Source organism: Bradyrhizobium sp. Leo78 (genome assembly GCF_059512425.1).
This window is the reverse complement of record NZ_JCAMOT010000044.1, coordinates 38,704-61,270: the sequence shown is the minus strand read 5'-3', so window position 1 is coordinate 61,270 and position 22,567 is coordinate 38,704. Positions and strand designations below refer to the sequence as shown.

The 22,567-nt window shown below is 58.9% G+C and carries 23 protein-coding genes and 2 pseudogenes; 14 read left to right on the top strand and 11 right to left on the bottom strand.

The window, feature by feature from the left end:
* Window positions 1-247 precede the first annotated feature (247 nt).
* From AC5ZG1_RS36155 to AC5ZG1_RS36140, 4 genes and pseudogenes are all read right to left on the bottom strand, one after another.
* Window positions 248-613 (bottom strand): annotated as a pseudogene (locus tag AC5ZG1_RS36155) (thiaminase II/PqqC family protein); the annotation flags it as partial.
* Window positions 614-803: 190 nt separating this feature from the next.
* A complete protein-coding gene (locus AC5ZG1_RS36150; RefSeq protein WP_496135735.1) occupies window positions 804-1,346 on the bottom strand; it encodes a c-type cytochrome in 543 nt (180 codons plus the stop codon).
* Window positions 1,333-3,168, bottom strand: coding sequence for a sulfite dehydrogenase (gene soxC, locus AC5ZG1_RS36145; RefSeq protein ID WP_245475026.1), 1,836 nt, complete (start codon window positions 3,166-3,168; stop codon window positions 1,333-1,335). The genes AC5ZG1_RS36150 and soxC overlap by 14 nt, the downstream gene beginning before the upstream one ends.
* 210 nt (window positions 3,169-3,378) lie before the next feature.
* Window positions 3,379-3,543 carry a hypothetical protein gene (locus AC5ZG1_RS36140; protein WP_496135734.1) on the bottom strand — a complete coding sequence of 55 codons (165 nt, stop codon included), beginning with the start codon at window positions 3,541-3,543 and terminating at the stop codon, window positions 3,379-3,381.
* A 240-nt stretch (window positions 3,544-3,783) separates the two neighbouring features.
* On the opposite strand from AC5ZG1_RS36140, the gene AC5ZG1_RS36135 reads away from it, so the two are divergent.
* Window positions 3,784-4,137 (top strand): hypothetical protein, encoded by a 354-nt coding sequence (locus AC5ZG1_RS36135; protein ID WP_496135733.1) that lies wholly within the window; start codon window positions 3,784-3,786, stop codon window positions 4,135-4,137.
* 722 nt (window positions 4,138-4,859) lie between these two features.
* Here the strand turns inward: AC5ZG1_RS36135 and AC5ZG1_RS36130 are convergent.
* Entirely contained in the window at window positions 4,860-5,798 is a 939-nt protein-coding gene (locus tag AC5ZG1_RS36130) for a hypothetical protein (protein ID WP_130229281.1), read from the bottom strand.
* 291 nt (window positions 5,799-6,089) lie between these two features.
* Here AC5ZG1_RS36130 and AC5ZG1_RS36125 point away from each other — a divergent pair, with 291 nt between their 5' ends.
* Window positions 6,090-6,494 carry a YybH family protein gene (locus AC5ZG1_RS36125; RefSeq protein WP_130229280.1) on the top strand — a complete coding sequence of 135 codons (405 nt, stop codon included), beginning with the start codon at window positions 6,090-6,092 and terminating at the stop codon, window positions 6,492-6,494.
* A 65-nt stretch (window positions 6,495-6,559) separates the two neighbouring features.
* Window positions 6,560-6,964, top strand: a complete 405-nt coding sequence (locus AC5ZG1_RS36120; RefSeq protein WP_165435509.1) for a YybH family protein — start codon at window positions 6,560-6,562, stop codon at window positions 6,962-6,964.
* 129 nt (window positions 6,965-7,093) lie between these two features.
* Here the strand turns inward: AC5ZG1_RS36120 and AC5ZG1_RS36115 are convergent, their stop codons facing one another.
* Window positions 7,094-8,020 (bottom strand): LysR family transcriptional regulator, encoded by a 927-nt coding sequence (locus tag AC5ZG1_RS36115; RefSeq protein WP_496135732.1) that lies wholly within the window; start codon window positions 8,018-8,020, stop codon window positions 7,094-7,096.
* A 214-nt stretch (window positions 8,021-8,234) separates the two neighbouring features.
* Between AC5ZG1_RS36115 and AC5ZG1_RS36110 the strand changes: the two genes are divergently transcribed.
* Window positions 8,235-8,987: a sulfite exporter TauE/SafE family protein gene (locus AC5ZG1_RS36110; RefSeq protein ID WP_456645875.1), complete on the top strand. Its 753-nt coding sequence runs from the start codon at window positions 8,235-8,237 to the stop codon at window positions 8,985-8,987.
* Window positions 8,988-8,998: 11 nt separating this feature from the next.
* Entirely contained in the window at window positions 8,999-10,216 is a 1,218-nt protein-coding gene (gene zapE / locus AC5ZG1_RS36105; protein ID WP_496135731.1) for a cell division protein ZapE, read from the top strand.
* A 22-nt stretch (window positions 10,217-10,238) separates the two neighbouring features.
* Here zapE and AC5ZG1_RS36100 read toward each other — a convergent pair whose 3' ends face one another.
* On the bottom strand, window positions 10,239-10,781 hold the full coding sequence (locus AC5ZG1_RS36100) for a carboxymuconolactone decarboxylase family protein (protein ID WP_496135730.1): 543 nt from the start codon (window positions 10,779-10,781) through the stop codon (window positions 10,239-10,241).
* A gap of 115 nt (window positions 10,782-10,896) precedes the next feature.
* On the opposite strand from AC5ZG1_RS36100, the gene AC5ZG1_RS36095 reads away from it, so the two are divergent.
* The 9 genes and pseudogenes from AC5ZG1_RS36095 to AC5ZG1_RS36055 all read left to right on the top strand — a co-directional run bounded on the left by AC5ZG1_RS36095 (window position 10,897) and on the right by AC5ZG1_RS36055 (window position 18,697).
* The gene (locus AC5ZG1_RS36095; RefSeq protein ID WP_456645843.1) at window positions 10,897-11,844 is read left to right on the top strand and encodes a LysR family transcriptional regulator; all 948 of its coding nucleotides are present in this window, start codon (window positions 10,897-10,899) and stop codon (window positions 11,842-11,844) included.
* A gap of 220 nt (window positions 11,845-12,064) precedes the next feature.
* A pseudogene (locus AC5ZG1_RS36090) lies at window positions 12,065-12,379 on the top strand (zinc-binding dehydrogenase); the annotation flags it as partial.
* Between the two features lie 956 nt (window positions 12,380-13,335).
* Window positions 13,336-13,614, top strand: a complete 279-nt coding sequence (locus AC5ZG1_RS36085; protein ID WP_496135729.1) for a glycosyltransferase — start codon at window positions 13,336-13,338, stop codon at window positions 13,612-13,614.
* A gap of 621 nt (window positions 13,615-14,235) precedes the next feature.
* A complete protein-coding gene (locus AC5ZG1_RS36080) occupies window positions 14,236-16,023 on the top strand; it encodes a PHA/PHB synthase family protein (protein ID WP_496135728.1) in 1,788 nt (595 codons plus the stop codon).
* Window positions 16,024-16,038: 15 nt separating this feature from the next.
* A complete protein-coding gene (locus AC5ZG1_RS36075) occupies window positions 16,039-16,671 on the top strand; it encodes a hypothetical protein (protein ID WP_496135738.1) in 633 nt (210 codons plus the stop codon).
* A 516-nt stretch (window positions 16,672-17,187) separates the two neighbouring features.
* The gene (locus AC5ZG1_RS36070) at window positions 17,188-17,379 is read left to right on the top strand and encodes a hypothetical protein (protein ID WP_130231321.1); all 192 of its coding nucleotides are present in this window, start codon (window positions 17,188-17,190) and stop codon (window positions 17,377-17,379) included.
* Window positions 17,376-17,579 carry a hypothetical protein gene (locus tag AC5ZG1_RS36065; protein ID WP_496135727.1) on the top strand — a complete coding sequence of 68 codons (204 nt, stop codon included), beginning with the start codon at window positions 17,376-17,378 and terminating at the stop codon, window positions 17,577-17,579. The genes AC5ZG1_RS36070 and AC5ZG1_RS36065 overlap by 4 nt, the downstream gene beginning before the upstream one ends.
* Complete coding sequence (locus AC5ZG1_RS36060; RefSeq protein WP_028168715.1) at window positions 17,576-17,815, top strand: hypothetical protein; 240 nt, start codon at window positions 17,576-17,578, stop codon at window positions 17,813-17,815. The genes AC5ZG1_RS36065 and AC5ZG1_RS36060 overlap by 4 nt, the downstream gene beginning before the upstream one ends.
* 648 nt (window positions 17,816-18,463) lie before the next feature.
* Window positions 18,464-18,697: a hypothetical protein gene (locus AC5ZG1_RS36055; RefSeq protein WP_456645847.1), complete on the top strand. Its 234-nt coding sequence runs from the start codon at window positions 18,464-18,466 to the stop codon at window positions 18,695-18,697.
* A gap of 20 nt (window positions 18,698-18,717) precedes the next feature.
* Here the strand turns inward: AC5ZG1_RS36055 and AC5ZG1_RS36050 are convergent, their stop codons facing one another.
* The 4 genes from AC5ZG1_RS36050 to AC5ZG1_RS36035 all read right to left on the bottom strand — a co-directional run bounded on the left by AC5ZG1_RS36050 (window position 18,718) and on the right by AC5ZG1_RS36035 (window position 22,499).
* Window positions 18,718-19,014: a hypothetical protein gene (locus AC5ZG1_RS36050; RefSeq protein ID WP_456645848.1), complete on the bottom strand. Its 297-nt coding sequence runs from the start codon at window positions 19,012-19,014 to the stop codon at window positions 18,718-18,720.
* A gap of 124 nt (window positions 19,015-19,138) precedes the next feature.
* Window positions 19,139-19,546 carry a hypothetical protein gene (locus AC5ZG1_RS36045; protein ID WP_496135726.1) on the bottom strand — a complete coding sequence of 136 codons (408 nt, stop codon included), beginning with the start codon at window positions 19,544-19,546 and terminating at the stop codon, window positions 19,139-19,141.
* A gap of 280 nt (window positions 19,547-19,826) precedes the next feature.
* The gene (locus AC5ZG1_RS36040) at window positions 19,827-21,488 is read right to left on the bottom strand and encodes an FAD-dependent oxidoreductase (protein ID WP_496135725.1); all 1,662 of its coding nucleotides are present in this window, start codon (window positions 21,486-21,488) and stop codon (window positions 19,827-19,829) included.
* Between the two features lie 24 nt (window positions 21,489-21,512).
* Window positions 21,513-22,499: a Bug family tripartite tricarboxylate transporter substrate binding protein gene (locus AC5ZG1_RS36035; protein WP_496135724.1), complete on the bottom strand. Its 987-nt coding sequence runs from the start codon at window positions 22,497-22,499 to the stop codon at window positions 21,513-21,515.
* Between the last annotated feature and the right edge of the window lie 68 nt (window positions 22,500-22,567).

Sequence of the window (22,567 nt, the reverse complement as noted above, 5' to 3'; positions counted from 1 at the left end):
AAACAGCCCGATCATTCCGCCGGCTTAGGCGATTCCACCACGTCATCAACTCGAATGAGGTTTTCGGTACACACAGGACGTGTGGCGCTACCGCGTCGGCGGCAGCGATGGGCCAGAAGGCGACATCGGCGCCCAAACCTAGAAATCTGGACAAACGACCACGAGGCTCGCAATAGCATCGAGGAACGCTAAGACGGAATTTGAGTCTTTGACCTATGGGCTTGAGATTGACGATTGCTGATGGTGATTCAACACGCTGGCCCACGCGCCAGCTCATCTCCCAGAAGCCTGCCTCGAGCCGGGTCGCTTCCTTGAAGATCGCAATCAGCTCTGTTTCGCGAGCCGGTGTGGCGTAGAGATCGGCGGAATGTTCCAAAGACGCCCGCGCCTTCGCGGCGACCTTCTGGTATGGCCCGCCGGCATACTCATCGATCCACGCGCTAGGAATTCGTCCTAGCGTCCGCATCGGGTCGAGATGCAAGCCGCGTCGCGATCTCCGCGTACCCGATCACGCAGGGGCGCCACCTTGAGTGCCAGAAGATCACCGCGCATTCCAGCATGCACGTAGCGTGTAGGCCAGCATCTCGACCGCTGGAGGGGTTTGTTCAAGGTCATGCGTGCCAAAATCGTTCACTTAAGCGCGTAGAGGTCGTCGGAATCGTCACCGATGGGCGAGGTCAGCTCAGGTCAATCGCGTCCCTTTGGCCGCGTGCCGTGATCTTCCGTTCAACACCTGTGAACGGACGTCGTCAGACCGCCCGGCATGTCTCAAACTTCACGGAAGCGGACCAACGTCCGGCCCCTTACTTCGGATTGCGCGGGAACGGGATGAACCCGTCCCGGTTCGGCATTTTCACGTTGGGCAGCGACTGTGCGTCGATCACATCGTTCGATCCGACGATCCCGTTGAGATTGAGGATATAAGCCGATACCGCGTAGATTTCGTCCGCGGTGAGCGATTTCGACTCTTGGAATGGCATTGCGCGGCGGATGTAGTCGAACAGCGTTGTTGCATAGGGCCAGAAACTTCCCACAGTCTTTATCGGTGTTTTGTCCGGCGCCAGTGTGCCAATGCCGCCGACGAGCGCTCCAGCGAGCGGGACACTGGGGCTGATTCCCTTCTCGCCGTGACAGGCCTGACATTTCGCGACATAGATGGCTTCCCCCTCCATTGCGGTGCCACGACCAGGCGGCAGACCTGCGCCATCCGGTCCGATGCTGATGTCCCACGCTGCGATATCGGCGGGCGCGATCGGTTGCCCGAACTGCGGGGCTTGAGCCAGGGCCGCCAGTGCAATGGTCAGCATAGATACGCAGACTACTGCAATGGGTTTAAGCGTAAACATTGCTGGCCTCCCCCATCTCGTCGATGCGCCAGCTTGCGATGGCATTGTAGTGGTAGACCCCACGCAAGCCGCGCTCGTCGGCGAACTGCGCGCGCGTTGGCTGCACCATGCCCGTGTCGTCGGTGGCGCGACTCTGCAGCACGGCGGGACCGCCATTCCATTGCCACGCCGCGCGGAAACGCACGGGCGCCTTTGGTAGGATCGGGCCCTGCAAAGCTGCCGGCGCCCAGCTTCGTCCGCCGTCAGCCGACACGTCGACCTGCCGGATGCTGCCGTTGCCCGACCAGGCCAACCCGGAAATCTCGTAGAATCCCGGTCCCCTCAGCGCGAGTCCCGGCGACGGACGTGTGATGACGGATTTTACTTCGATCGGGAACACGAACTGCCAGGCTTTTTCATCCTTGAGCAGGATCGTGTATTTCGATGTTTCGTCTTTGGTCATGGCGGGGCCGGCAATCAGCTTGAGCCGGCGCAGCCACTTCACGTTCATGTTGCCCTCGAAACCAGGCAGCAGCAGCCGCACCGGGTAGCCGTTCGAAGGTCGCACTCGCTCGCCGTTCTGATAGAGACAGACGAGCGCATCATCCATCGCCTTGGTGAGCGGGATGCTGCGGCTCATGGCGGCGGCGTCAGCCCCCTCGGCGATCACCCAGCGCGCCTCAGGTTCGATGCCGGCTTCGTCGAGCAACGTGGAGAACCGCACGCCGGTCCATTCCGCGCAACCCAAGAGGCCGTGAATAGCCGCCACATTGAGCGGCTGGGCCTGAGGCGCGTTGAGCGCCTGGCTGTTGCCGCCACACTCGATGAACGCGATGCGCGATTGCATCGGATAGCGCGACAGCGCTTCGACCGTAAACACAAGCGGGCGCTTCACAAGTCCGTGGATCAACAGCCGGTGTTGAGCGGGATCGATTTCTGGGACGCCGGAATGGCTACGCTCGAAATGCAGCCCGGATGGCGTGATCATTCCTTCGAGCATATGCAGCGGCGTGCGTGATGCGCCGACACCGGCCGGGTTGGGGGGCGGCGGAAAGACTTTGACGACCTTGCTCTCGAACGGTGAGGGCTGGCCGTAGCCCTCAAATCCGCGACCCGGCACCTTCATCCATGGCTGCACCGTAAGTGGTTCTGCCGATCCGCGGGATAGGCCCGCGCCGGTCGCACCGACAACGATCGTGCCTTCGAGAAAGAGTCGGCGGCTTAGAATACCATTGCCGGCCGCCGGATCGCCTGGTTCGGGACGAGTTTTTCTAACCATGAGCAGCACTCCCTCGTTGCGCCCGAATGAACCCGCGTGTCCGCGCGCACGGCCAGCGCTCGGTGAGACCGGCACAAAAGGACTGTCGGTTTTATTGAGAGTGTAATGCCTGCCGATGGCATTCCTGCCATTCGCGTCGGACGGAGACGTCGGCACCTCCCGTCTCGGAAAGCCGCTCTCAAGAACACTACGCTCATCCAAAAGACCTTCAAACTGGCAAGAATGTCGCACAAGCAATCTGGTCAAAACCAGTGTCTCTGATGTCCGAGTTGGGTCACTCGCGTCGTTTTCGGCCCGTTCGAGGGATGTCTGGTTAGCCCTTAACAGCGGCGGAATAGTAGACATCCACCAACCGCCGCTTAGGGCCAACAAGAGACTTATGCACCGCAGCAAGCAGCATCTCAATTCGATCACTTTGTTGGCGCGACTGAGCAACGTCGCCGGGATATCGATGCCGAATGCCTTGGCGGTCTTGAGTGGAGTGGCAATCGCGTGCTCAACTACTGTGAATTCTCCTTTGGGCGGAATTGCGCGTTTCGGTTCAACTTCCAGCGTGTGGTCCAACGCGGGCTGGCCTCCTACGTCCTCGCCGTCATGGCACGCTCGGATTTGCGCAGCTATAGTAGCAAATCTTGGTTAGTCCCGAGATTTTCGCTCCAGAATTATTGCACAGCAAATGCAGTCAGTAAGGCTCTCCCGTTAGCGGCGATTGTTTTGAAAATGCTGATGACGACACTGCAAGAACGGCTAACGCGAAAACTATCCTCATCTTGCCTACTCGTCCTCGGTGATCCTAGTCAGCGATAGCTCGAAGCCGCCCTCAAGCAGATCGGTCAACTCAAGCCGCACCATCTCGTCATCCCAATCGGTCGCGTCGGTGAGCCGATTGTCGGCGACGACATAGGCGCGCTTCTGCTGTTCCGACCAGCCGCGCGCCACGATGACCGGTACCTCGGCGACTCGAGCAATTTCCCCGCCGCTAACCGGCCGTGAGCGGCGAGAACCGCGCCGTCATCGGCGCCGAGATCGGAATGATCCAACTCGGATTGACGCAGCGATTTGCTCGATTTGCTCCGGCGAATGCCGCCGCGATTTGCGCTCATAGGGTCGTAAACGGTCAACCAGCGCTGTTTCCACGGCCGGCTTGCCCGCTGGGAAAACCCCAACGAAGCGGTGATCATGATCTCGCAGTGGGATTGGCTAACCGACGCGCAATTAGCAGCAGCGTTGCTCAATCACGGCTGGCATCCTTCTTTCACCCACGCTTCAAATAGATCGATCTTCTCTTGCGACCAAGGACCATGGCCGTTCGGCGGCGGCGGCGGTATGACCGAGCCGCCAAATTCCACGAATTCGATTGGAGATCTGCTCGGACCGCGCTTTGACGTCTCCAAAGCTGCGGAGGTCGAAGAACTTGGACATGCCCCGGACATCCTTGTCCGTGAAGAGCGGATAGATGTCTTTAGCGTAACTGATCATGGGCACTCCCCACCGGCGCAATCGCGAGGCTGCGGACTTGAATCTTCATCGTAGCTCCCATTCGTTTTAAAGATACCTATCCACCACATGACGAGAATGACCTTGCAGCGCCGGCGAGGGAAATCAACTCTCGTGATAGTCTCGATAGACGATCGTTATTGCCGCCGCGCAGCGTGATGCCGCAGCGAGGAATGCCACGAGCCGCATGGCAGTCGACGCCTACGTTTTTTTCTGCACAGACTTGTAAGCCACGTTCAGTCGCTGAATCGGCAATCAATGCCGTCGTGCTTGCACAAACGACGTCGCGAACTTCGCTCGGTGAGCTCTGAGAACTTCGTAGATGTCGCGCGAGCACAGCAAGGATTGCGCGGGGTCACTGTGGGCTACGATTGCTCAGTTCCGTCGTTGCGTGTGATGGCTAAAGACCCAGCTCAAACATCGGCGGCTGGCGTGCTGGGAGCGATGAAGATGCGCACTACGTTTACGTTATAACCGTCTAAGGCGCGCTACAGCTTTTTCATGTCGGCAGGGCAACCAGAATCGGAAAATGATGAAGAAAAGCGATGGGCGTCATTTTCGTTACAGGCGATCGACGAGCGGCCACGGCAAGCCCGGCAACGCCACTCCCGCCGCCGTCCGATTTGGTGGCCTCGGGTCCGGTGCAGCCGACTCAAGGGGCAACACGAATGAGTAAGCCTTCTGAGCGTAATAAGATTGCAGCCTCACGAAAACAACGTGAGACACTGACCGGCGATCTGATGGTTCAGCATGAAGCGTTAGCGGAAATATTTACTAGTAATAAAGCTGTATGTTCCGGTGGCCGCGATTAGTGCGGCGGCGCCCAAGAACACCGAGATCGGATACCAAAAGGTGGGATGGTCGATGACGAACGGTATCAAACCAACGGCGAGCGCAGGCGGCATATGGACTTTAAACATCCGTAAAATAGCAATCGAGCAAAGCATGGTAACCGTCACGCCCAAAAATTCTGTGTGAAAGCCCGTGCTCAAGAGTAAGCCGACGGATGCGGTCAGGAAACATACGAGAGGAAACAATACCGGCCGTGACATCCAGCCAGGAAGGTCCGGGTGACCAAATAATTCATAGGCTACGACGATCAGCGGAGGGAATAACAGGAAGCGCAATCCCGTTGTTTGCGCCACCGCTCCCAGCGCGAAGACGAATGCCGTCAGTGCGAAGATCCAGAACCGATCTCTCGGCGGAGTTTCGGCGGTCTCAATAATCCGGCTCTCCTTGCCCCCCTCAGATAGGTAACTATCGGGATCAAGGCGCTTCCAGAACGTCAACGCAATGGCGAGTACGGCGAGTCCCGCGAGAATGGCGGCGGGGTAACCCCAACTCATCACGCCGAGGGCCATTGGAAGCACACCGGCAGAGATCGCAGCTCCGATGTTCGATCGGAGCAGTTTAATAACAAATAGGCTCAGGAGGGCAACAACAGTTACCGCGAGGGCGCTGTATTCCCAGTGGCGAGTAATCATCACCCCCAGGATCGCGGTGATCGTAGGGGTAGCAATCAGTCTGATTGGTTGGCTTGCCCATTTTCCGCGGGGGCGCGTGAATACATCATACGCTAAAGCGGCCATCTCGGGAAACAGGATAAGAGATATACCCGTGGTATCGACCGCAAACCCAATTCCTCCCACGAAGGTAACCGCAAGAAATTCGGCAAATAATCTCGTTGTGTATTTCACTATAATCTAATTTTCCGAATTCCTTTCCAGACGAGACGAAAATAGGAACGCGAAACTCGATGTCTAATGACCATCGGTTATTGAATCGATTGCCATCGACGCGGCGCAATTCTTTTCCTTCGGTCCTGTCGAACCCACCCATCGGAAATGACCAATTGTGGCGTCTAGCCGGCGAGCTTACTTGCGACGTGCGACGGCATATTCGCCGAAGCTGCAATCGGAACCATACATACGGCAATTGGAAAATTTCGTCCCGCATTGTGGTTCAACAACCCGAAGAGGAGATCAATGATGTCTGAGTCCTTTCCACTCCCTACTAAGCCCGAAGACGTTGTCCCGTCGCTGATTGAGCGGTTTAAATCCGATAGGGTCAGCGAGGTAATGGCCTTGTTCGAACCGAAGTCTGTGTTCGTCGAGAATGACGGGCGAACCATCACTGGTCACGCAGAGATCGCCGCCAAACTCGAGCGCGATATCATGCTCGGCCTGCCGGTGAAGACCGTAGTGCGCCATGTGTTCGCCGGCAACGAGATCGCCCAGCTCGTGGTGGACTGGTCAATTGATGGCACAGGGCCCGACGGCAAGCACGTGCACCTCGGAGGCACGGCATGCGATGTCGTGCGCCGCGGTGCGGACGGATTTTGGCGGTTCATAATCGATAATAATCAAGGGACGGCAGTGCGAAAGCCCGCCTGACATATGCGCCAGCCGAGCACCTACTATCAAAAACCGTTTCAACCAGCACGAACAGGAGATCAATGATGTCTGAGTCCTTTCCACTCCCTACTGAACCCGAAGGCGTTGTCCCGTCGCTGATCGAGCGACTCAACTCCGGCAAGGTCAGCGCGTTGATTGAAATGTTCGACCCGAAGTGCGTGTTCGTCGAGGATGACGGGCGAACCGTCACTGGTCACGCAGACATCACCGTCCGACTCGAGCGCTTTGTCGAGCCCGGCGTGCCGCTCGTGACAAAGGTGCGCCATATTTTCGTCGCCGACGATATCGCCCAGCTCGTGTATGACTGGTGGATCGATGGCACGGGTCGCGACGGCAAGGAGGTGCACCTCAAAGGCACGGCGTGCGATATCGTGCGCCGCGGCGCGGATGGGCGCTGGCGGTTCATAATCGATAACAATCAAGGGACGGTATTGCGAAAGCCCGCCTGACACCGCCACGACAGCTCTTGGCGCCGGAGCCACTCTTCTCGGCGCCATCGGGCGAGGCGGGGATCGGCCGCCTCAATCTCGAGGCGGCCATCGCCGCCTTGAACCCGACCGAGCGACGCCCGGAAGCACTTAAGGGATAGCGACCTTCGGCTCCATAAGCTGTTGCGCGAGCAAGCCGGCGTGCGGCGTGAGCGCTGAGAAATCACGCGCACAAAGATGAAGTTGCCTCAGCGCCCAGCGGTCTTGCAGCGGCACGATCGCCAAGCCGAGGTGCCCCAACTCTTTGGCGGAAACCTCGGGCAAAATGGCGATCCCAACGCCAGACTCGACCAACATTGCGATGTACTCAATCCGCCTGAGTTGAATGCGGTAGTAAATCTGGCGGCCCAAGCGGGCAGCCCGTTCTCCCAGATAACCTTCCAGTGCAGTGTCGGCCAGACCGACGAACGGCTCACCCACGACGTCCGCAAAAGCTATCGATTGTTGATCGCTGATGCGGTGTGTTTCGCTCGCCACAACGACGAGCTGGTCTTGCGCAATAACGCGGGTCTGCAACGCTGCCAGATCAGCCATGTAGGTTACAACACCGAGATCAGCCCGACCTTCCAGGATGGCCCGGACAATCTCGGTGCTCGGGCGTTCATAGAGATCAATGGAAAGGTCCGGATAAGCGACCAAAAATCGGCGGAGTCGCGGCGGTAGAAAAGCGGCCAACCCAGCCGTGTTGGACAAGAGCCTGATGCGCCCTTTCAGGCCAGCGCCATAGGTGCGCAGTTCTCCGCGCATCTGCTCCACTTGGTCCAGGATCAAACGGGCATGGCGGATCAGGGCATCACCGGCCGCAGTCGTCGTGACCCCCCGCCTGTTTCGTTCCAGGAGCTGCGCGCCAAGCGCAGATTCCATTCCGGAAATGCGTTCGCTCACGGAAGCGAGAGCCAGATTCATGTTCTCGGCGCCCTTGGTGAGGCTGCCTTGCTCCACCACGGTCAGGAACAACCGCATATCCGTCAAATCGAAGCGCAATGCTTTTCCTTCGGTTTGGCCGAATTCTTCCATCGGAAATGACCAATTGTGGCGCTTGGTCGGCGAGCGTACTTTACTACATGCGACGCCATATTCTCCGATTTTGGACGTTGACACAAGGGATTGGAGAGGTGGCCCTTGATGAGACCTAGGTTTGCTCGCCAATCTGTCACGCCATATGCGCACGGGTGGCATCGGCTTGTGCGAAGTTTTCAAATGCAACACCGCCCAATCCGAGCGAGTCAACATGAATGGTTATCTTTCGCTGCATGTTCTGATTATCGCGTCGACGTTTTTCCTCGCCGGGATCGTCAAGGGCGTGACGGGGATGGGCCTGCCGACCGTCGCAATGGGTATCCTCGGTGCGATCACGTCGCCAGTTAGCGCAGCTTCGCTGCTGGTCATTCCGTCCTTTGTCACCAATTTTTGGCAGCTGTTCACGGGGCCGGATTTCCTGGCCCTGATGAAAAGGCTTTGGCCGATGATGCTCGGCATCGTGGTTGGCACACTCGCCGGCTCATGGCTTCTGACGAGCGCCAATACGGAATACGCAAGTGTTGGATTGGGCTCCGCCTTGGTTCTCTATGCGGTGCACAGCCTGTGGGCGAAGCCATTGTCGGTTCCTGCGCGCCTTGAGCGTTTACTGTCGCCTGTTATTGGGTTGACAACCGGGGCAATCACCGGAGCAACTGGGGTTTTCACACTTCCCGCCGTTCCCTATCTCCAGGCCCTCGGCCTTTCCAAAGATGATCTTATCCAGGCACTGGGACTGTCGTTCACGGTCTCAACAATTGCGCTTGCGGCGGGCTTGGCTCGTGGCGGAGCTTTCCATCTTGGAAATACTACTTTGTCCGCACTCGCGATCATTCCCTCGTTGCTGGGCATGTGGGTCGGAACAACGGTCCGCGAGCGCATAAGCGCTGCAACCTTTCGGCGCTGGTTTCTGATCTTCCTTGCCATTCTTGGCCTTGAACTCGTCGTTCGCCCACTCTTCTTCTGAGGCAGATGACGATGCCCCAGATCGAAAGCCCACCCGTTCCACCGGGCCCCACCACCGTCACCGAGCGTTATGACGCTCTCGTCGCAAGTGGAACAATTGAGCGTGATCCGGCGCAAGAGGGAGTGGTGGCCGTGCTCGATGCGTTGGCACACCGACTCAGGGACATCAAGCAGACCCGCTTCGGTTTGACCCGACTTCTCGATCGGGGAGACAACTCCGGCAAAAAGGGGCGCGGAATTTACATTTTTGGCGGAGTCGGTCGAGGCAAGACTATGCTCATGGACCTTTTCTTCGAGAGTGTCCCGCTGGAAGCCAAGCGCCGGATACATTTTCACGAGTTCATGGCGGATGTGCACGACCGCCTTCGGAAAGCTCGCGAGAAGATGGAAGATCGCGATATGAGCGATGGTGATCCACTCTCACATGTAGTTCGAACACTCGCGACCGAGGCACGACTTCTTTGCTTCGATGAACTTGCCGTTACGGACATCGCAGACGCCATGATGCTCGGACGCGCCTTAACCGAATTGCTTTCTCAAGGCGTGGTGCTGGTTGCGACCTCCAATGTCGATCCGGATCACCTTTATGAAGGCGGTATCTATCGTGAATTGTTCTTGCCTTTCGTGGCACGTTTGAAATTGCATGTTGATGTCGTGAACCTCGATGCCCGCACCGACTTTCGTTTAGAAAAACGGGTGGCAGAAGGGGGCTGGTATACGCCCCCGGATGCGAATGCTAAGGTTAAACTTGATCTTGTCTTCACTCGTCTCACCGATAATGTTCCACCCGAGCCGTTAACATTGCCCGTAGTAGGTCGAACGATCCGCGTACCGCTTCAGGCGCGTGGCGTCGCTCGCTTCAGTTTCCGCGATTTGTGCCTCACCCCCATGGCAGCGGTAGATTACATCACCATAGCACAGAGGTTTCATACCCTCATTATTGAGGGTCTGCCCGCGAGATTCGGTCATCGGAATCACGTTAAGCGCCTCTGCTCACTTATCGATGTTCTCCACGAACAGCATGTGAAGCTCATCGTTTCCGCACATGGCGACCCACACTGCATTTATCTTGGCATGGTTGCGGCTTTCGGTGGGGCAATGGGTCCGCCACCCAATCACTCTGACACTTTCCCCGAATTGCTCGAGTCAAGGCGGGCCGTGTCGCGCCTCATCGAGATGCGCTCATGCGACTATCTCTGCCGGCTGAGAGAAGTGCGATCCCTCCATTGAAGATTGTGCTTGAGAATTTACGCTATGCCTTGGCAGGGCTAACCGCTGGAAAGTCGATCGGGGTTTGCACCGCGTTGTTCATGAAGTTGGTCAACAGGAACTGGGCTGTCAACGCTATCATCTCGACAATGTTGGCGTCGGTCCACGCGGCGTCTTTTACTGCCGCAAACTGCGCGTCAGAAACCTTACCGCGCGTCTCGATGAGGGCCTTTGCGAACGCCACCGCAGCCCGCCGCTTCGGGTCGCTTGAATCGCCTTGCCGATTCAGCGCGATCTCCTCCGGGGGAATCTTCGCCAGATTCGTCGAGACGTAGCTGTGCGCGGCAAGGCAGTAGTTGCAGCCGTTAGCCTCCGAGACCGCGAGCGCGATCCCTTCCCGCGTCTTCAGGTCGAGGGTCCTCGACGCCGGCCCCATCAGGCCCGCCCAACCGCCAAGGGCGTTCGGACTGATGGACATGAGGCGATAGTGATTCGGCACGAAGCCAAGCGTCTTGTTGACGTTGTCCAGAATTGCCTGCGATTCGGCGGGTGACTCACCCAGCTCCGGGATAGCGATGCGGGACATTTTCTTCTCCGCTGAACTCCGGCCGGTAGAGGCCTTAGCGCACTCCGATATCCCTTATCGAATGCCCGCATAATCCGGTAATCCTGAGAAATGACCTCTCGGAATGTGAGAGAAGATGGACCGACTTGAAGCAATGTCGATTTTGGTCGCCTCAGTCGAGGCCGGCAGTTTCTCCGCGGCCGGACGGCGGCTGGGCGTTCCCCTGCCAACCGTCAGTCGGAAGGTCGCGGAGCTGGAGGCTCACCTCAAGACCCAGCTGCTGGTCCGCTCGACGCGGAAACTCGCATTGACCGAGGCGGGCCTCACCTACGTCGCTGCCTGCAAACGCATCCTGGAACAGGTTGATGAGGCGGAATCTCAGGCCACCGGTGAATACACTGTTCCGCGCGGTACGCTCACGATGACCGCGCCGATTGTGTTCGGACGCCTCCACGTCGTACCCGTCGTGAACGATTTCCTCGCTCACTTTGCACAGATCAGCGTCCAGCTAACGCTCTCCGACCACACAATCAACATGGTCGACGAGCACATCGACTTGGCTGTTCGTGTTGGTGAGCTTCCCGACAGCACGCTCATCGCCACGAAGGTGGGAGAGATCAGGCGCGTGGTGTGCGGCAGCCCCGACTATTTCGCCGCCCACGGTGTCCCGAAAACGCCTGAGGACCTGGCCGACCATATGTGTGTGACGTTTTCGGCCCTGGCGTCAGGGATGCCGTGGATCTTCAGCCCGAGCGGCAAGGCGACCAGGAGCGTGCGTCCGTACTGCCGGCTGAAGATCAACACGGCCGAGTCCGCGATCGACGCGGCGATCGCCGGCGTCGGCGTCACGAACGTGTTCTCCTACCAGGTCGCGCGCGCGGTTGCCGACGGCAAGCTCAGGCTCATTCTGCAGGACTACGAGCCTGACCCAATCCCGGTGCATCTGGTGCACGCGGGACAGACGCTCTTGCCCCTCAAGCTCCGGCGGTTTACGGAATTCGCTACGCCTCGGTTGCGGAAGTCGCTGACGGCTGACTTGGCCAAACTCTCCTCGCCAAAGACCAGGGTGAACAAGACGAAATAATCCCCCGCTCGCGAATGACTGCCGCGGTCCACACGTAAGATCAACGCATTTGCAGGATTGGAAAATCAGACGCCCCTGCCCGTGTCTATGGCGCCCAGTCCTTTGGTTTCACATGAGATCGGTGTGGCTAGCCGGCGCGTCCACGCTCCGCGCAACATTTCCACCGAAGAGACAAACGACCAAGGAGACAACTCCCATGAAGGCGATCGTTGTAACGGACCAGGCCGCGGGACAAGTCGATCTGGTGTTCGATGTCATCGGCGGTGACATCCAGAAGCGGTCCGCAGGACTGATACGAGCCGGAGGAACACTGGTGACCGTCGTCGGGCCGGCCGAGGCGCGGCCCTCCGACGGTCTGGCGGTCGACTTCGTCGTCGAGTCCGATCGTGCCCAACCGAGAGAGATCGTCCAGCGGGTGCGGGACGGACGACTGCGGACGAACATCGGCAACGACTCGACCCTCGACGATGCCGTCGCCGCCTTGAATCCGACCAAGCGACGTAAGGGGAATACGATCATCCGCGTTCGTCCCTAGCGACGCCCATTGATGCACGCAGCCGGCCGGCGCTGCCCAGGTCGGCCGGACTTTGAGGAAAATGTCCGAAACGGGTCACGAGCGGCAAAACTCAAATTGAGCACAACAGGTCCGCTAGTCACTCGCTAGCCGACGTGACAGCGGACATGCTGCGACTTCGCCTGCGGGCCAATAAGTGACATTAGAGCTGACAAAAGCCCAAACAATGCTATGGTCGGATAGCAATCAGGAGTTGCTCATGCCGACGTGGCTGATTTTCCAACTCTTCGCGATAGCCTGCATGCCTGCTGCCTATGACATGGCGCGTGACCGTGGCCGATCAACAAAGGCTTGACTTTCGACGACCTTAATCTTTGGGCCGTTTGCGCTTCTGGCGCTGCTCATTCTAGGCCGCGTTCGAACGTCAGCATCCCACTGAAGCGGCCTTACGGAAAAGCTACTGCACTCCCGCTCAAGGTCAAAAGCGCCGTTCCGGCGGTCGGCCTACCGTTTCCGCTTTACCTCCGGAAGCTGACAGTTTGAAAGCCGCGCTGGACTTCGCATTGGGCCCAAGGGACGTAGATCAGTGCGGGGCCGTGGCTGGAACGTTGCTCGGCATTGCTGTCATCAGGCATCTGCCGTTGAAAGCCACCAGCCGTCACCCGCAAACCAAGAGCTGTCATCGGGTGATCCGTCGAGCCGGAGCGAACGCACGCGATCCCAATTTTTCGAAAATGCCTCTGTCAAACGGTGACGTGCCTCCTCGTCTTGAAGACCCACACAGCCGATGAATGCGGCCCGAGTGACAAACGTAGCTGGCCACGCCGAGCCTCGGTCAGGACGCGTGATTAGCAACATGCCTCCTTCCGGCCATTTTTCGATTACGAAGCGCCGGGAGATCTCCCGGACGACCTCCTGCTCATCTGCCGGTCCTGGTCTGAGAACGACGTGATCGGTCTGCAGGTACTGGGTCAATATTGCAGCCGAATGACACACCTCTAAAACTCATGCTTGTGGGGAAGCGCGGCTGGGAGAGCGAACAGATGTTTCGCGAGCTTGTTCTTGCACCGGATCTGCAGGGACACGTGGTCCAAGTACCAAATCTTCCCTCGGCACATCTTCGGACACTGATGCAGAACGCGGTCGCCGTTCTGATGCCCAGTTTTGCCGAGGGTTGCGGCATTCCTGTAGTGGAGGCTCTGTCGCTCAGTACGCCAGTGATTTGCTCCGGTATCCCCGGTGTTTCGGGAGATTAGCCAGGGAAGGGCCCTTTTGAGATCACCGCTTGATGGCAAGGGATGCGTGGAAGCGTCGATGGTAAAAGAGGGTTCTGAACTGCGCGAAAAATGCGTCCGCAATGCGCGCGAGTTTAGAGGCCCACGTGGGACAGTTATTTTACTGATGTCGAGGGCTTCCTCGCCACACTCTGATAATGGCCAACGCACCTTAAGCCAATCGCGTTAGAGTAAGCGAGCGCGCTAGTCCCCTCAGACGTATCAATGCGGATTCTGAGATCTGGAGAGTTGCAGCGGCGAGCAAGCCGACGGGCGACAAATTGCGCGTCGAGCCCCTACCTTGGAGCATTGCAGAGACGGAAGCTCCGCTCCCCCTTACCTACATTGGAGAAAATATTTGGGATGACGTCGCAAGAAGGAACTCCCGCAATGCACAACGCTTAGCTGCATCGCAGCACGTTTGAGCGGCGCTTGCCGGTCATCGTCTCGACAACGGTAGCGTTTGCGTTTGGCCAATTGCCCAAGGTTCGCCTGATGGCGAAACGGTGATTCATCGCTCTCCAACCGCACCCAATCGGGTGTTAGTCTCTTGGAGCCTATCCGAACGGCTCTGGTAAAGCCTGACAATGACAGGAGGGAGCTATGGCCGACAAACAGATGCAGCCCACCTGGGATCCGCTTGCCCTTGCGGCGCAACTGCAGAACATCGCGAAACAAAGCCAGCTCCTGATGCAGCGCTTTGTGTCGCATCAGCCGGACGCGGTCAAGTTCGGCATGGGCGACACGTCAACGCTCGGGTTCGACTTTTTCGAGCTCGTGACAAAGATGATGACCGACCCGGTGGTAGTCGCCCGCGCCCAGATCAACCTATTCTACGACACGCTAGGTATCTGGCAGAAAACCGCGGAACGCATGCTCATGCTGCGTGCACGGGAGGCCGGTCCCCCGAAAGACAAACGCTTCAAGCATCCGGACTGGAGCGAGAACGCTATCTTCGACTTTGTGAAGGACAGCTATCTCGTTGCGGCGAAGTCGCTTCTTTCCGCAATCCGCGAAACTAAAGGCATGGACGAGGCCAGCGCTCGTAAGGTCGATTTCTACACGCGCCAATTCGTTGATGCTTTGTCGCCTTCCAATTTCGTCGCGACCAATCCGGAGGTCCTCACCGCGACGCTGGAGTCTGGCGGACAAAACCTGCTACGTGGTTTGGAGAACCTTCTCGTCGATCTGGAACGCGGCGATGGTCGGCTTGCGATTACAATGACCGACATGAAGGCTTTCCGCCTCGGCGAAAACATCGCAACGGCGCCAGGAAAAATCATCTACCAGAACGAGCTTATGCAATTGATCCAATATGCGACGTCGACCAGAGAAGTCCGGAGGCGGCCACTCCTCATCGTGCCGCCGTGGATCAATAAGTTCTATGTTCTCGATCTTCAGCCGAAGAACTCCTTCATCAAATGGGCCGTCGATCAGGGGCATACGGTGTTCGTCATCTCCTGGGTGAATCCCGATGAGAAGCTCGCTGAAAAGAGCTTTGAAAATTACATGCTCGAGGGACCGTTGGCCGCACTGGACGCGATCGAGTCCGCGACCGGTGAGCGTAGCGTCAACACGATTGGCTATTGCCTCGGCGGAACCCTGCTTGCCTCGACGGCGGCTTTTCTGGCCGCGAAGGGCGACGACCGGATTGCAAGCGCCACCTATTTCGTGACGCTCGTCGACTTTACCGAAGTCGGAGACATGGCCGTCTTCATCGACGAAGAGCAACTGGCATCTCTCGAAAGGCGGATGCGCGAGCGCGGCTATCTGGAAGCGCAAGATATGGCGACGGCGTTCAATATGTTGCGCGCGAACGACCTGATCTGGTCTTTCGTCGTCAACAATTATCTGCTCGGCAAGGAACAGATACCCTTTGATCTTTTGTTTTGGAATTCGGATTCGACGCGCATGCCAGCGGCGATGCATTCATTCTATTTACGCAAGATGTATCAGCAAAATCTCTTGGCAAAACCCGGCGGTATCACGTTGGCGGATATGCCGATCGATCTGTCGAAAATCAGGACTCCGGCCTTCATTCTGGCCACGCGCGAAGACCACATTGCGCCGTGGGAATCGACCTATGCCGCGACATGCTTGTATTCCGGGCCGGTCAAATTCGTTCTATCCGCTGCGGGCCATATGGCTGGCGTGATCAGCGCGCCAGGCAGCAAGTACGGCCACTGGGCGAACGACAATTTGCCGCCCAGTCCGGAGGAATGGTTCGCCGGCGCTACGCCTCATCAAGGCTCGTGGTGGCCGCTTTGGGACGAATGGGTCACGCAATTTGATGCAGGCCGCGTTCCTGCCCGCGAACCGGGCGGCGGCAAGTTACCGGTTATCGAAAACGCGCCGGGCTCGTACGTCCGCGTAAGATCGATGGCCGCGTAAGCGACAAAGCTCTTCCTGATCGGCCACTCGTTTGGCGGGACGTTGGCGGCGGCCTTTAGCGCACGCGAACCGCGAGCTGTCCGCGGTCTATTGCTTCTCGGCGCGCCCGTTTGCTTTCAACCAGCGACGAACCGATTTCGCGATGCGCTCGTCTCGATGATTCCGCCTGATCTGAGTGAAGCGGACATCATCCCGGGCTCGCTGCTGTCGCATGCAAGCGCTTTCGTCGCCCCTCATACGTTCGTATGGTCCCGGTTGATGGATGCGGCAATGAGCGTTGACGACTTGCGGGCGCTGGATGTCCATGCGCGGGTTGCGCGCTGGGCTCTTGACGAGGCCCCCCTCCCGGGGAGGCTGGTCCATCAGATTGCCGAATCGCTGTATCGGGAAAACCAGTTCTGTCGCGGCACTCTCACCGTGCTGGGTCGCACGATTGGCCCGTCATGTCTCGACGTCCCGACCCTCGCGACCGTCAACACGGCAGACAAGGTTGCACCGCTCGCCTCGATTGAACCGTTGCTTGATGCGTTGCCTACCAAGGATGTCTCGCTCATCAAAAACCTCGGCGAGACGGCGTTGCATTGCAGCACCTCGGAATTCTTGCAGGACGGGCCAAGCATCATCGCTTGGCTGGCGGCGCATCGCTGAAAGGCCGATCCGCCGGCAAACCGGCGCGGATATCTGCTTTGGTCACGGCCAACAACCTCTGCCTTCAATGAGGAGCCGAGTTTTCCGCTTCGACAAAGGAACTGCGCATTGTGAAGCGGAATCGGTCGGCAGCCGAGGCCGCCTGTGGGTCTAAAACGGCGTTTAGAAAGTCGGCCGGTCACTTTCGAACTACCCCGACCATCGAGGTCATTGCACACCCGAACCATTCCGACCGGCCACCGCTCAAGGCCTACATCTACGTGGGCGGCGAGCGTTGGGCGGAGAGCGGCTGCCCAGTCTATAGGAACGTCAGCAACGCCGGGCGCGTTGGATGGAGGCGGTAAGAGCAGAGCCCAAAGTTAGCGATGCGTTTCCTGTCCTCGGCTCCATTGTAAGCCTCATGGCCGCCGCGCTGAAGATGTGTTGCTTCGGTTCGGTAGCGACCTGGCCGCAGAGGACTGTGAAGCCAGCATGGCCGCTCCGGCACCGCGGCGCAGACTAGCAACGAGCAAGCCCATGAAAGTCAAAGACCTGATAGCTGAGCTGCAGAAGCTCGATCCGGAGATGCCGGTCGTCGCTTCCGGCCCTGACGGCTTCGACCTCTATGAGCCGACACTTGACCGCGAATGGATCACGATAGACCACTTCGGTAGCCCGCAGCGCGCCATTTCAGGCGAGCCCGGTGCCGTGCAGGCTATCCGGCTATGATCATCGCATTGCGCGCCATAGACAACGAACATCCCCTCGCCCGGGAGGCCTGGCATACGCCGGCCATGATAAAGCTTGATGCGCTCGCCGAGTGTATCATTGCTCGGGTACATCTGGGTTGGAACGCCGGGGCCGGTACAAGGTTGGGTAGACTGCGAACCATCGCGGCGGCGCCGGAGCACATCACAGAGGCGAAATGATCCGAACAATCGTGAACGAAGCCGGCGATGCAATCGGCGAGACCAACCTCGACGGCATGCTTATCAAGGGGCACCACCGCGTCGACGCCGAGCTAAAGCTCGGCCACAAACTGTTCTTCAGGACCAGCGGCGCGCTGACGAGGATAAACTGCATCACCATTGACCATACCGCGCACAAGATCAGGCTGGCGGTGGACGGGTTTAGTCGGGAAAGTTCTCCTCAACATACAGCTTGAGCCGTTCGCCCAAGCGCGTCGGTGTTCGGATACATCTGCTTCAGATTGCGGACCAGCTTGAAGCATCTTGCAGGCCGGCATCATCGAACATTATGCTGAACTGGATCACGGCTTCACCGAGTCGATCCAGCCGCTGCTCCTCTTGAGCGCCTCATTCCGCCACGGCCTTCGCAGCGCCTTTAGAGATCGCGAGCCATCAGAGTTGTGTCGAAGCCCTTCCAGTTAGTGCGATCAAGGTCCGCCCAACCGTGCCTCGCATAGACCCCCTGCATCCGTGGTGTTCAGGTAGAGCCGTGAAAGCCCTCGCTGTCGCGCTTGATCCTCGATCGCTCGAACCATACGGCACCTGCTCCTTTTCGCCGATACTCGGGGACAACAAACAACCCTGCAAGCCATGGCGACACATGATGGTTAGGCTCGATCTCGGACTCGGTGCCGTGGTCAAGAAGCCGTAGGCCCAAATGCGGCCCCGGGGATCAGCCTCGACTTGGTGCCCCGGTCGCCTCTCGCTGCAGTGGCACGCTATCGCGCGGTGGCGAAACCCGCTGATGGGTTCTCGCGCGGCCGTTCTGGCAGCCTCCCGAGCGGAAATAGCGCATTGGGTGCCGCAGCGACGCGGGATAGAATGCGCCTTTTGGCGGTCGCAAAATGCGTGCTCTAGGTGTCGCGCTGATCGTCATTGGCTTCGCGCTTGTCTGCGGCGGACTCATCTTCCGGCGCAGATTGGAGCCCGACGAGGAGCGCTTCCAAGCAGGATCTGGCGAGATTCCGCAAAGCCTTGATCCAATCCAGCGCGGTCTGCTCGAGGATCTCCGCCGCCTGAATGCGATGGAGCCGGAGATGCGCAACGAACGCAGCGAAGATCATAGGCCCGGCGGGTGACGCGCCACCCGCTTTAGCACTCACCGCCCGGGGCTAGTGCTGGGATGTCGTCGGGACAGATCGCGTCCGCGGGGCCGCTTCGGCGCCATGCCGACAGTTTCACCGCTCGGCCACGGTCCCGAGCTCTGGCCGCCATACAGCCGGTAATTCGGGTCGGTGTAGGGGTTCCCGGGCCCTTTGTTCTGACAATTGGCATTTGGATAGAACTGTGCGCAATAGCCGGGCTCGGATATCACTGGCTGGGCCGGAGCCGGCGCGCAGCTTATCGCAGTCAGCACCGCCGCCGCGCCGAGTTGCTTGAGGATAGAGATGGACATTGTACTTCTCCCACCGCGGAAGATGCACCACATCCGCTAAGAATAACGCCTAACCGGCTAGCCCCATCCGCTCGGCGCGAGCACTCAGCGGTGCGCGTTGGAGGGCCGGCGCAGGCCGGCCCGCTTACCAATAGCCCCAGGGCCGCCCGCCGTATCCATAAGGTCTGTAGAAACGGGCGGCTCCAGGTTCCTGGATTGCTTGCCAACCGTAGTCGACGTATGCCGGATAATAGCTGTAGGCTGGATAGTAGCCGCCGTCATACGGGCCGGGGTAGTAGCTGCCGTAGTACGGGCCGCCATAATAGCCATAGGCGCTGCTCGCGATCGCGTCACCGATTAGGGCACCAGCCAGCGCGCCTGCTCCCCAACCCCAACCTCGAGGACCCCAGCCTCCGAAACCTCTGTAGCCCCATCCGCCGCCGCGCCAGCCGCCCCACCGGATCTGGATCGAATTGTCGACAACCATTGATTTCATGCTTGTTACGTTGGTCGGCAAAGGAGCCGCATAGAGCGTCGCGACGTTGCCGGCCATCGAGGCTCCGGCAAATCCGCCTACCACTGCCATTCTGAGGGTGCGCGTGTTCTCCTCCGTTAGCTGTTAGGAGAGACCCGCAGGCTAGGACAGCCTTGAGCAAACGCAAGATGGCGCGGCGACGTGCCTACTTTTTCCGGCTTACGGGCTTCAAGAGAACCAGCCCGACGAGCGAGGTCCGGTCAGGGAGACACCGAAGCCCAAGCGGTCGCGCTTGGAGGAAGCATCCGCGGTGACCGCAGGCGAGCCGGGCGTTGGCCAATGGTCATGTTTGTCTGTGTTAGACGCCTTGGCTGCCGCGAAGAATGTTCATCAGCGCTGCGGGATTGTTCGGCAGCCGATCGCCACGCCAAGCGACATGCTGATCCGGACGAGCCAGTATGAGAGGGTGCTGATAGACGGCGGGCAACTCCGTTGCGGCAATGTCGAGAACTGTCAAAGGCATGCCGACCGCCGAAGCAGCGGTCGTCAAGCCGTACGCATCGACGCCTGGATCGCTGCGAAGCAGTGTGTAGTAAGGTCCCATCGCGTCGTACAAGGAGCGGCCATCGGCGAGCCAAAAGTGCGGGACGCGCGCGCCGGGAGCGGTCGATGGCGTGAAGTCACCCATCGTATAAGGCGGCGGAATCTCTTCATCATAAGCGATGATCGGGGAACCTCGATAATAGTAGCCAAAATTGAGCCCCGCGCAGCAATATTGCTGAACATTGAGGTCATAGGCCGATTGTCCAATCAAGCCTCGAACGGCGTCACCTTCCGGCCCCTCCACTTCGATGTCGGGTGGAATGGACTTCCGCGCTTTCGCCATGGCGTGGGCGTGGTCCATGGCGAAATGTGACACCTGCTCCGTGATCGGAAGCCGCTCGGCCTCGTAGGCGTTCAGAATTCGCTCATCGGCCCAACCCTCCAGATGGGCCGCAAGCAACCACGCCAGGTTTGCCGCGTCCGCAATGCCCGCATTCATGCCATAGCCAGCATAAGGGACCCACAGGTGGCAAGCGTCTCCGCATATGAAGACGCGGCCGTCACGAACCTTGTCCGTGATCAGACGCCGCCCGATCCAGTCTTCCTTGGCAATCAGCTCGTACTGAAAATCCCCGTCCACGCCGAGCACTGTTCGGATTGCACCGTCGCGATCGACGGCATCGAATTCCGTCACGTCGGCATTCAGATAAACATGCACGAGCCAGGTCTCTTTGCCATCGATCGCGTATACGTTGCCGGATTGACGCGGGTTCAGTGCAAAGGAAGCCCACGCCGGCGTCCCGCCGCGTTGTCTCAACATCTCGAGCAGTTTTGGGGCTCGAATGAAGCTCGACTGCACGCGTTGCAGAACAGGATCGCCGCTCAGCCGCCCACCGATCGTGTTGCGGACCATGGAGCGCCCGCCATCGCAGCCGACCAGAAACCGGCAGGATGCTGCGATTTCCTCCGCGGTATCGCGCTCCCGCGCGGATGCGATGACACCCTCCGGACTCTGCCGAAAATCGACGAGCGATGTTCCGCTCAGGATGCGCACGCCGGGCATCGACGACAAATGATCGAACAGGACCGGCTCGAGATAGATCTGGTTGATCCGATGCGGCGGCTCCGGCGTCGGCCACCACGTATCCGGGCCGTCCTTGGACGTATATCGCTCCGCGCGGCAGGGAATCTTGATCCTGGTCAGTTCACGGCCAAGGAACGACGTTCGATAGGCGACATCGTTCGGATAGTCTGGCGGCAGTCCGGCGTTGCGCACCTTTAGAGCGACGCCAAGCCGCCGGAAGATTTCCATCGAGCGCGCCGAGACGTGATTGGATTTGACGCTGGGCGGCTCGTCACGTCTGCGCGTCTCCAGAACGATCACGCGTCTGCCGCGCCAAGCCAGGTCCATGGCAAGCGTGAGCCCAACCGGCCCGGCGCCGACAACCACGACGTCCGCATCAAGCATCCCAGCCATCGCACCACTCTCCGCCTGAGCCGTTCACGGCTCGATCTTGACGTTGCCGATCCGTGCTATCTCGGTCCAGCGCGCGATATCCGATGCGATAATTCGGGAAAATTCGTCCGACGAACTGCCGACCGAGTCGATGTTGAGTAGCTTCAATCGCGAAACCACGTCTGGAAGTTTGGCGATCCGCATGAATTCGTCCTGCAGTTTCCTTACGACATCTGGCGGCGTCCCTTTGGGCGCAAGAATGCCGCTCCACAACACAGCATCGACGTCTGCACCTGCTTCCTTCATGGTTGGAACGTCAGGCAGTTCCTCCATGCGCTTCGGCGCCGCAACGGCGAGCGCGCGCGCCTGGCCGCCCGTGATCTGGCTCCAGACCGAACCGGCATCGGCAATCGTCGTTGTCACCTCGCCCGCGATCACCGCGACCACGGAATCATTGGCGCCCTTGTACGGGATCATCTGTATCGGCGCGCCGGTCTTCTGCTTGAATAGCTCGGTAGCCAGCTGAAACGCCGCAGACGAACTGGAATAGTTGGCCTTGTTCGGATTTTGCTTTGCGTAAGCAACGAGCCCGGATACGGACTTGAGCGGCGACGCGGCGTTGACGATCAGGATCAGCGGAAACGACCCGAGTTCCGAAATTGGAATGAAATCGCGAACAGGATCGTACGGCAATCTCGCGTAAACCGCCGGATTGATGACCATGGCGCCGCTGGCACCGATCAGGAGCGTGTAGCCATCGGGTGCTGATTTCGCAACATAATCGGTGGCGAGAATCGCGCCGGCGCCCGGCTTGTTTTCGATGATGACTGGTTGACCAAGGCTCTCGGACAATTTTTGTCCGAAGAGACGCGCGATAATATCGTTGCCGCCGCCAGGCGTGAAACCGACGACGATGTGGATGGGTCGCGACGGATATTTTGTGGCCTGCTCCGCAATGGTGGTGCGAGGAGAAATCAATGCGACCAATCCAACACAGATGCCGGCCAGGAATCGCCTTTTCAAAACCTTCACGGTGACGTTTCTCCCTCGCAATCGCCGCGTCTGTTTTCCTATTGTGATGACGGCACTGTCCAGCATTG

What these genes read in the sequence shown, in the direction of transcription:
- AC5ZG1_RS36065 (WP_496135727.1), top strand. Translation starts at nt 17,376, where the DNA reads ATGATCATCGCATTGCGCGCCATAGACAACGAACATCCCCTCGCCCGG.
- AC5ZG1_RS36095 (WP_456645843.1), top strand. Translation starts at nt 10,897, where the DNA reads ATGGACCGACTTGAAGCAATGTCGATTTTGGTCGCCTCAGTCGAGGCC.
- AC5ZG1_RS36055 (WP_456645847.1), top strand. Translation starts at nt 18,464, where the DNA reads ATGCGTGCTCTAGGTGTCGCGCTGATCGTCATTGGCTTCGCGCTTGTC.
- AC5ZG1_RS36070 (WP_130231321.1), top strand. Translation starts at nt 17,188, where the DNA reads ATGAAAGTCAAAGACCTGATAGCTGAGCTGCAGAAGCTCGATCCGGAG.
- AC5ZG1_RS36135 (WP_496135733.1), top strand. Translation starts at nt 3,784, where the DNA reads ATGATCTCGCAGTGGGATTGGCTAACCGACGCGCAATTAGCAGCAGCG.
- AC5ZG1_RS36125 (WP_130229280.1), top strand. Translation starts at nt 6,090, where the DNA reads ATGTCTGAGTCCTTTCCACTCCCTACTAAGCCCGAAGACGTTGTCCCG.
- AC5ZG1_RS36110 (WP_456645875.1), top strand. Translation starts at nt 8,235, where the DNA reads ATGAATGGTTATCTTTCGCTGCATGTTCTGATTATCGCGTCGACGTTT.
- zapE (WP_496135731.1), top strand. Translation starts at nt 8,999, where the DNA reads ATGCCCCAGATCGAAAGCCCACCCGTTCCACCGGGCCCCACCACCGTC.
- AC5ZG1_RS36100 (WP_496135730.1), bottom strand. Translation starts at nt 10,781, where the DNA reads ATGTCCCGCATCGCTATCCCGGAGCTGGGTGAGTCACCCGCCGAATCG.
- AC5ZG1_RS36115 (WP_496135732.1), bottom strand. Translation starts at nt 8,020, where the DNA reads ATGGAAGAATTCGGCCAAACCGAAGGAAAAGCATTGCGCTTCGATTTG.
- AC5ZG1_RS36080 (WP_496135728.1), top strand. Translation starts at nt 14,236, where the DNA reads ATGGCCGACAAACAGATGCAGCCCACCTGGGATCCGCTTGCCCTTGCG.
- AC5ZG1_RS36120 (WP_165435509.1), top strand. Translation starts at nt 6,560, where the DNA reads ATGTCTGAGTCCTTTCCACTCCCTACTGAACCCGAAGGCGTTGTCCCG.
- AC5ZG1_RS36050 (WP_456645848.1), bottom strand. Translation starts at nt 19,014, where the DNA reads ATGTCCATCTCTATCCTCAAGCAACTCGGCGCGGCGGCGGTGCTGACT.
- AC5ZG1_RS36150 (WP_496135735.1), bottom strand. Translation starts at nt 1,346, where the DNA reads ATGTTTACGCTTAAACCCATTGCAGTAGTCTGCGTATCTATGCTGACC.
- AC5ZG1_RS36040 (WP_496135725.1), bottom strand. Translation starts at nt 21,488, where the DNA reads ATGGCTGGGATGCTTGATGCGGACGTCGTGGTTGTCGGCGCCGGGCCG.
- AC5ZG1_RS36045 (WP_496135726.1), bottom strand. Translation starts at nt 19,546, where the DNA reads ATGGCCGGCAACGTCGCGACGCTCTATGCGGCTCCTTTGCCGACCAAC.
- AC5ZG1_RS36060 (WP_028168715.1), top strand. Translation starts at nt 17,576, where the DNA reads ATGATCCGAACAATCGTGAACGAAGCCGGCGATGCAATCGGCGAGACC.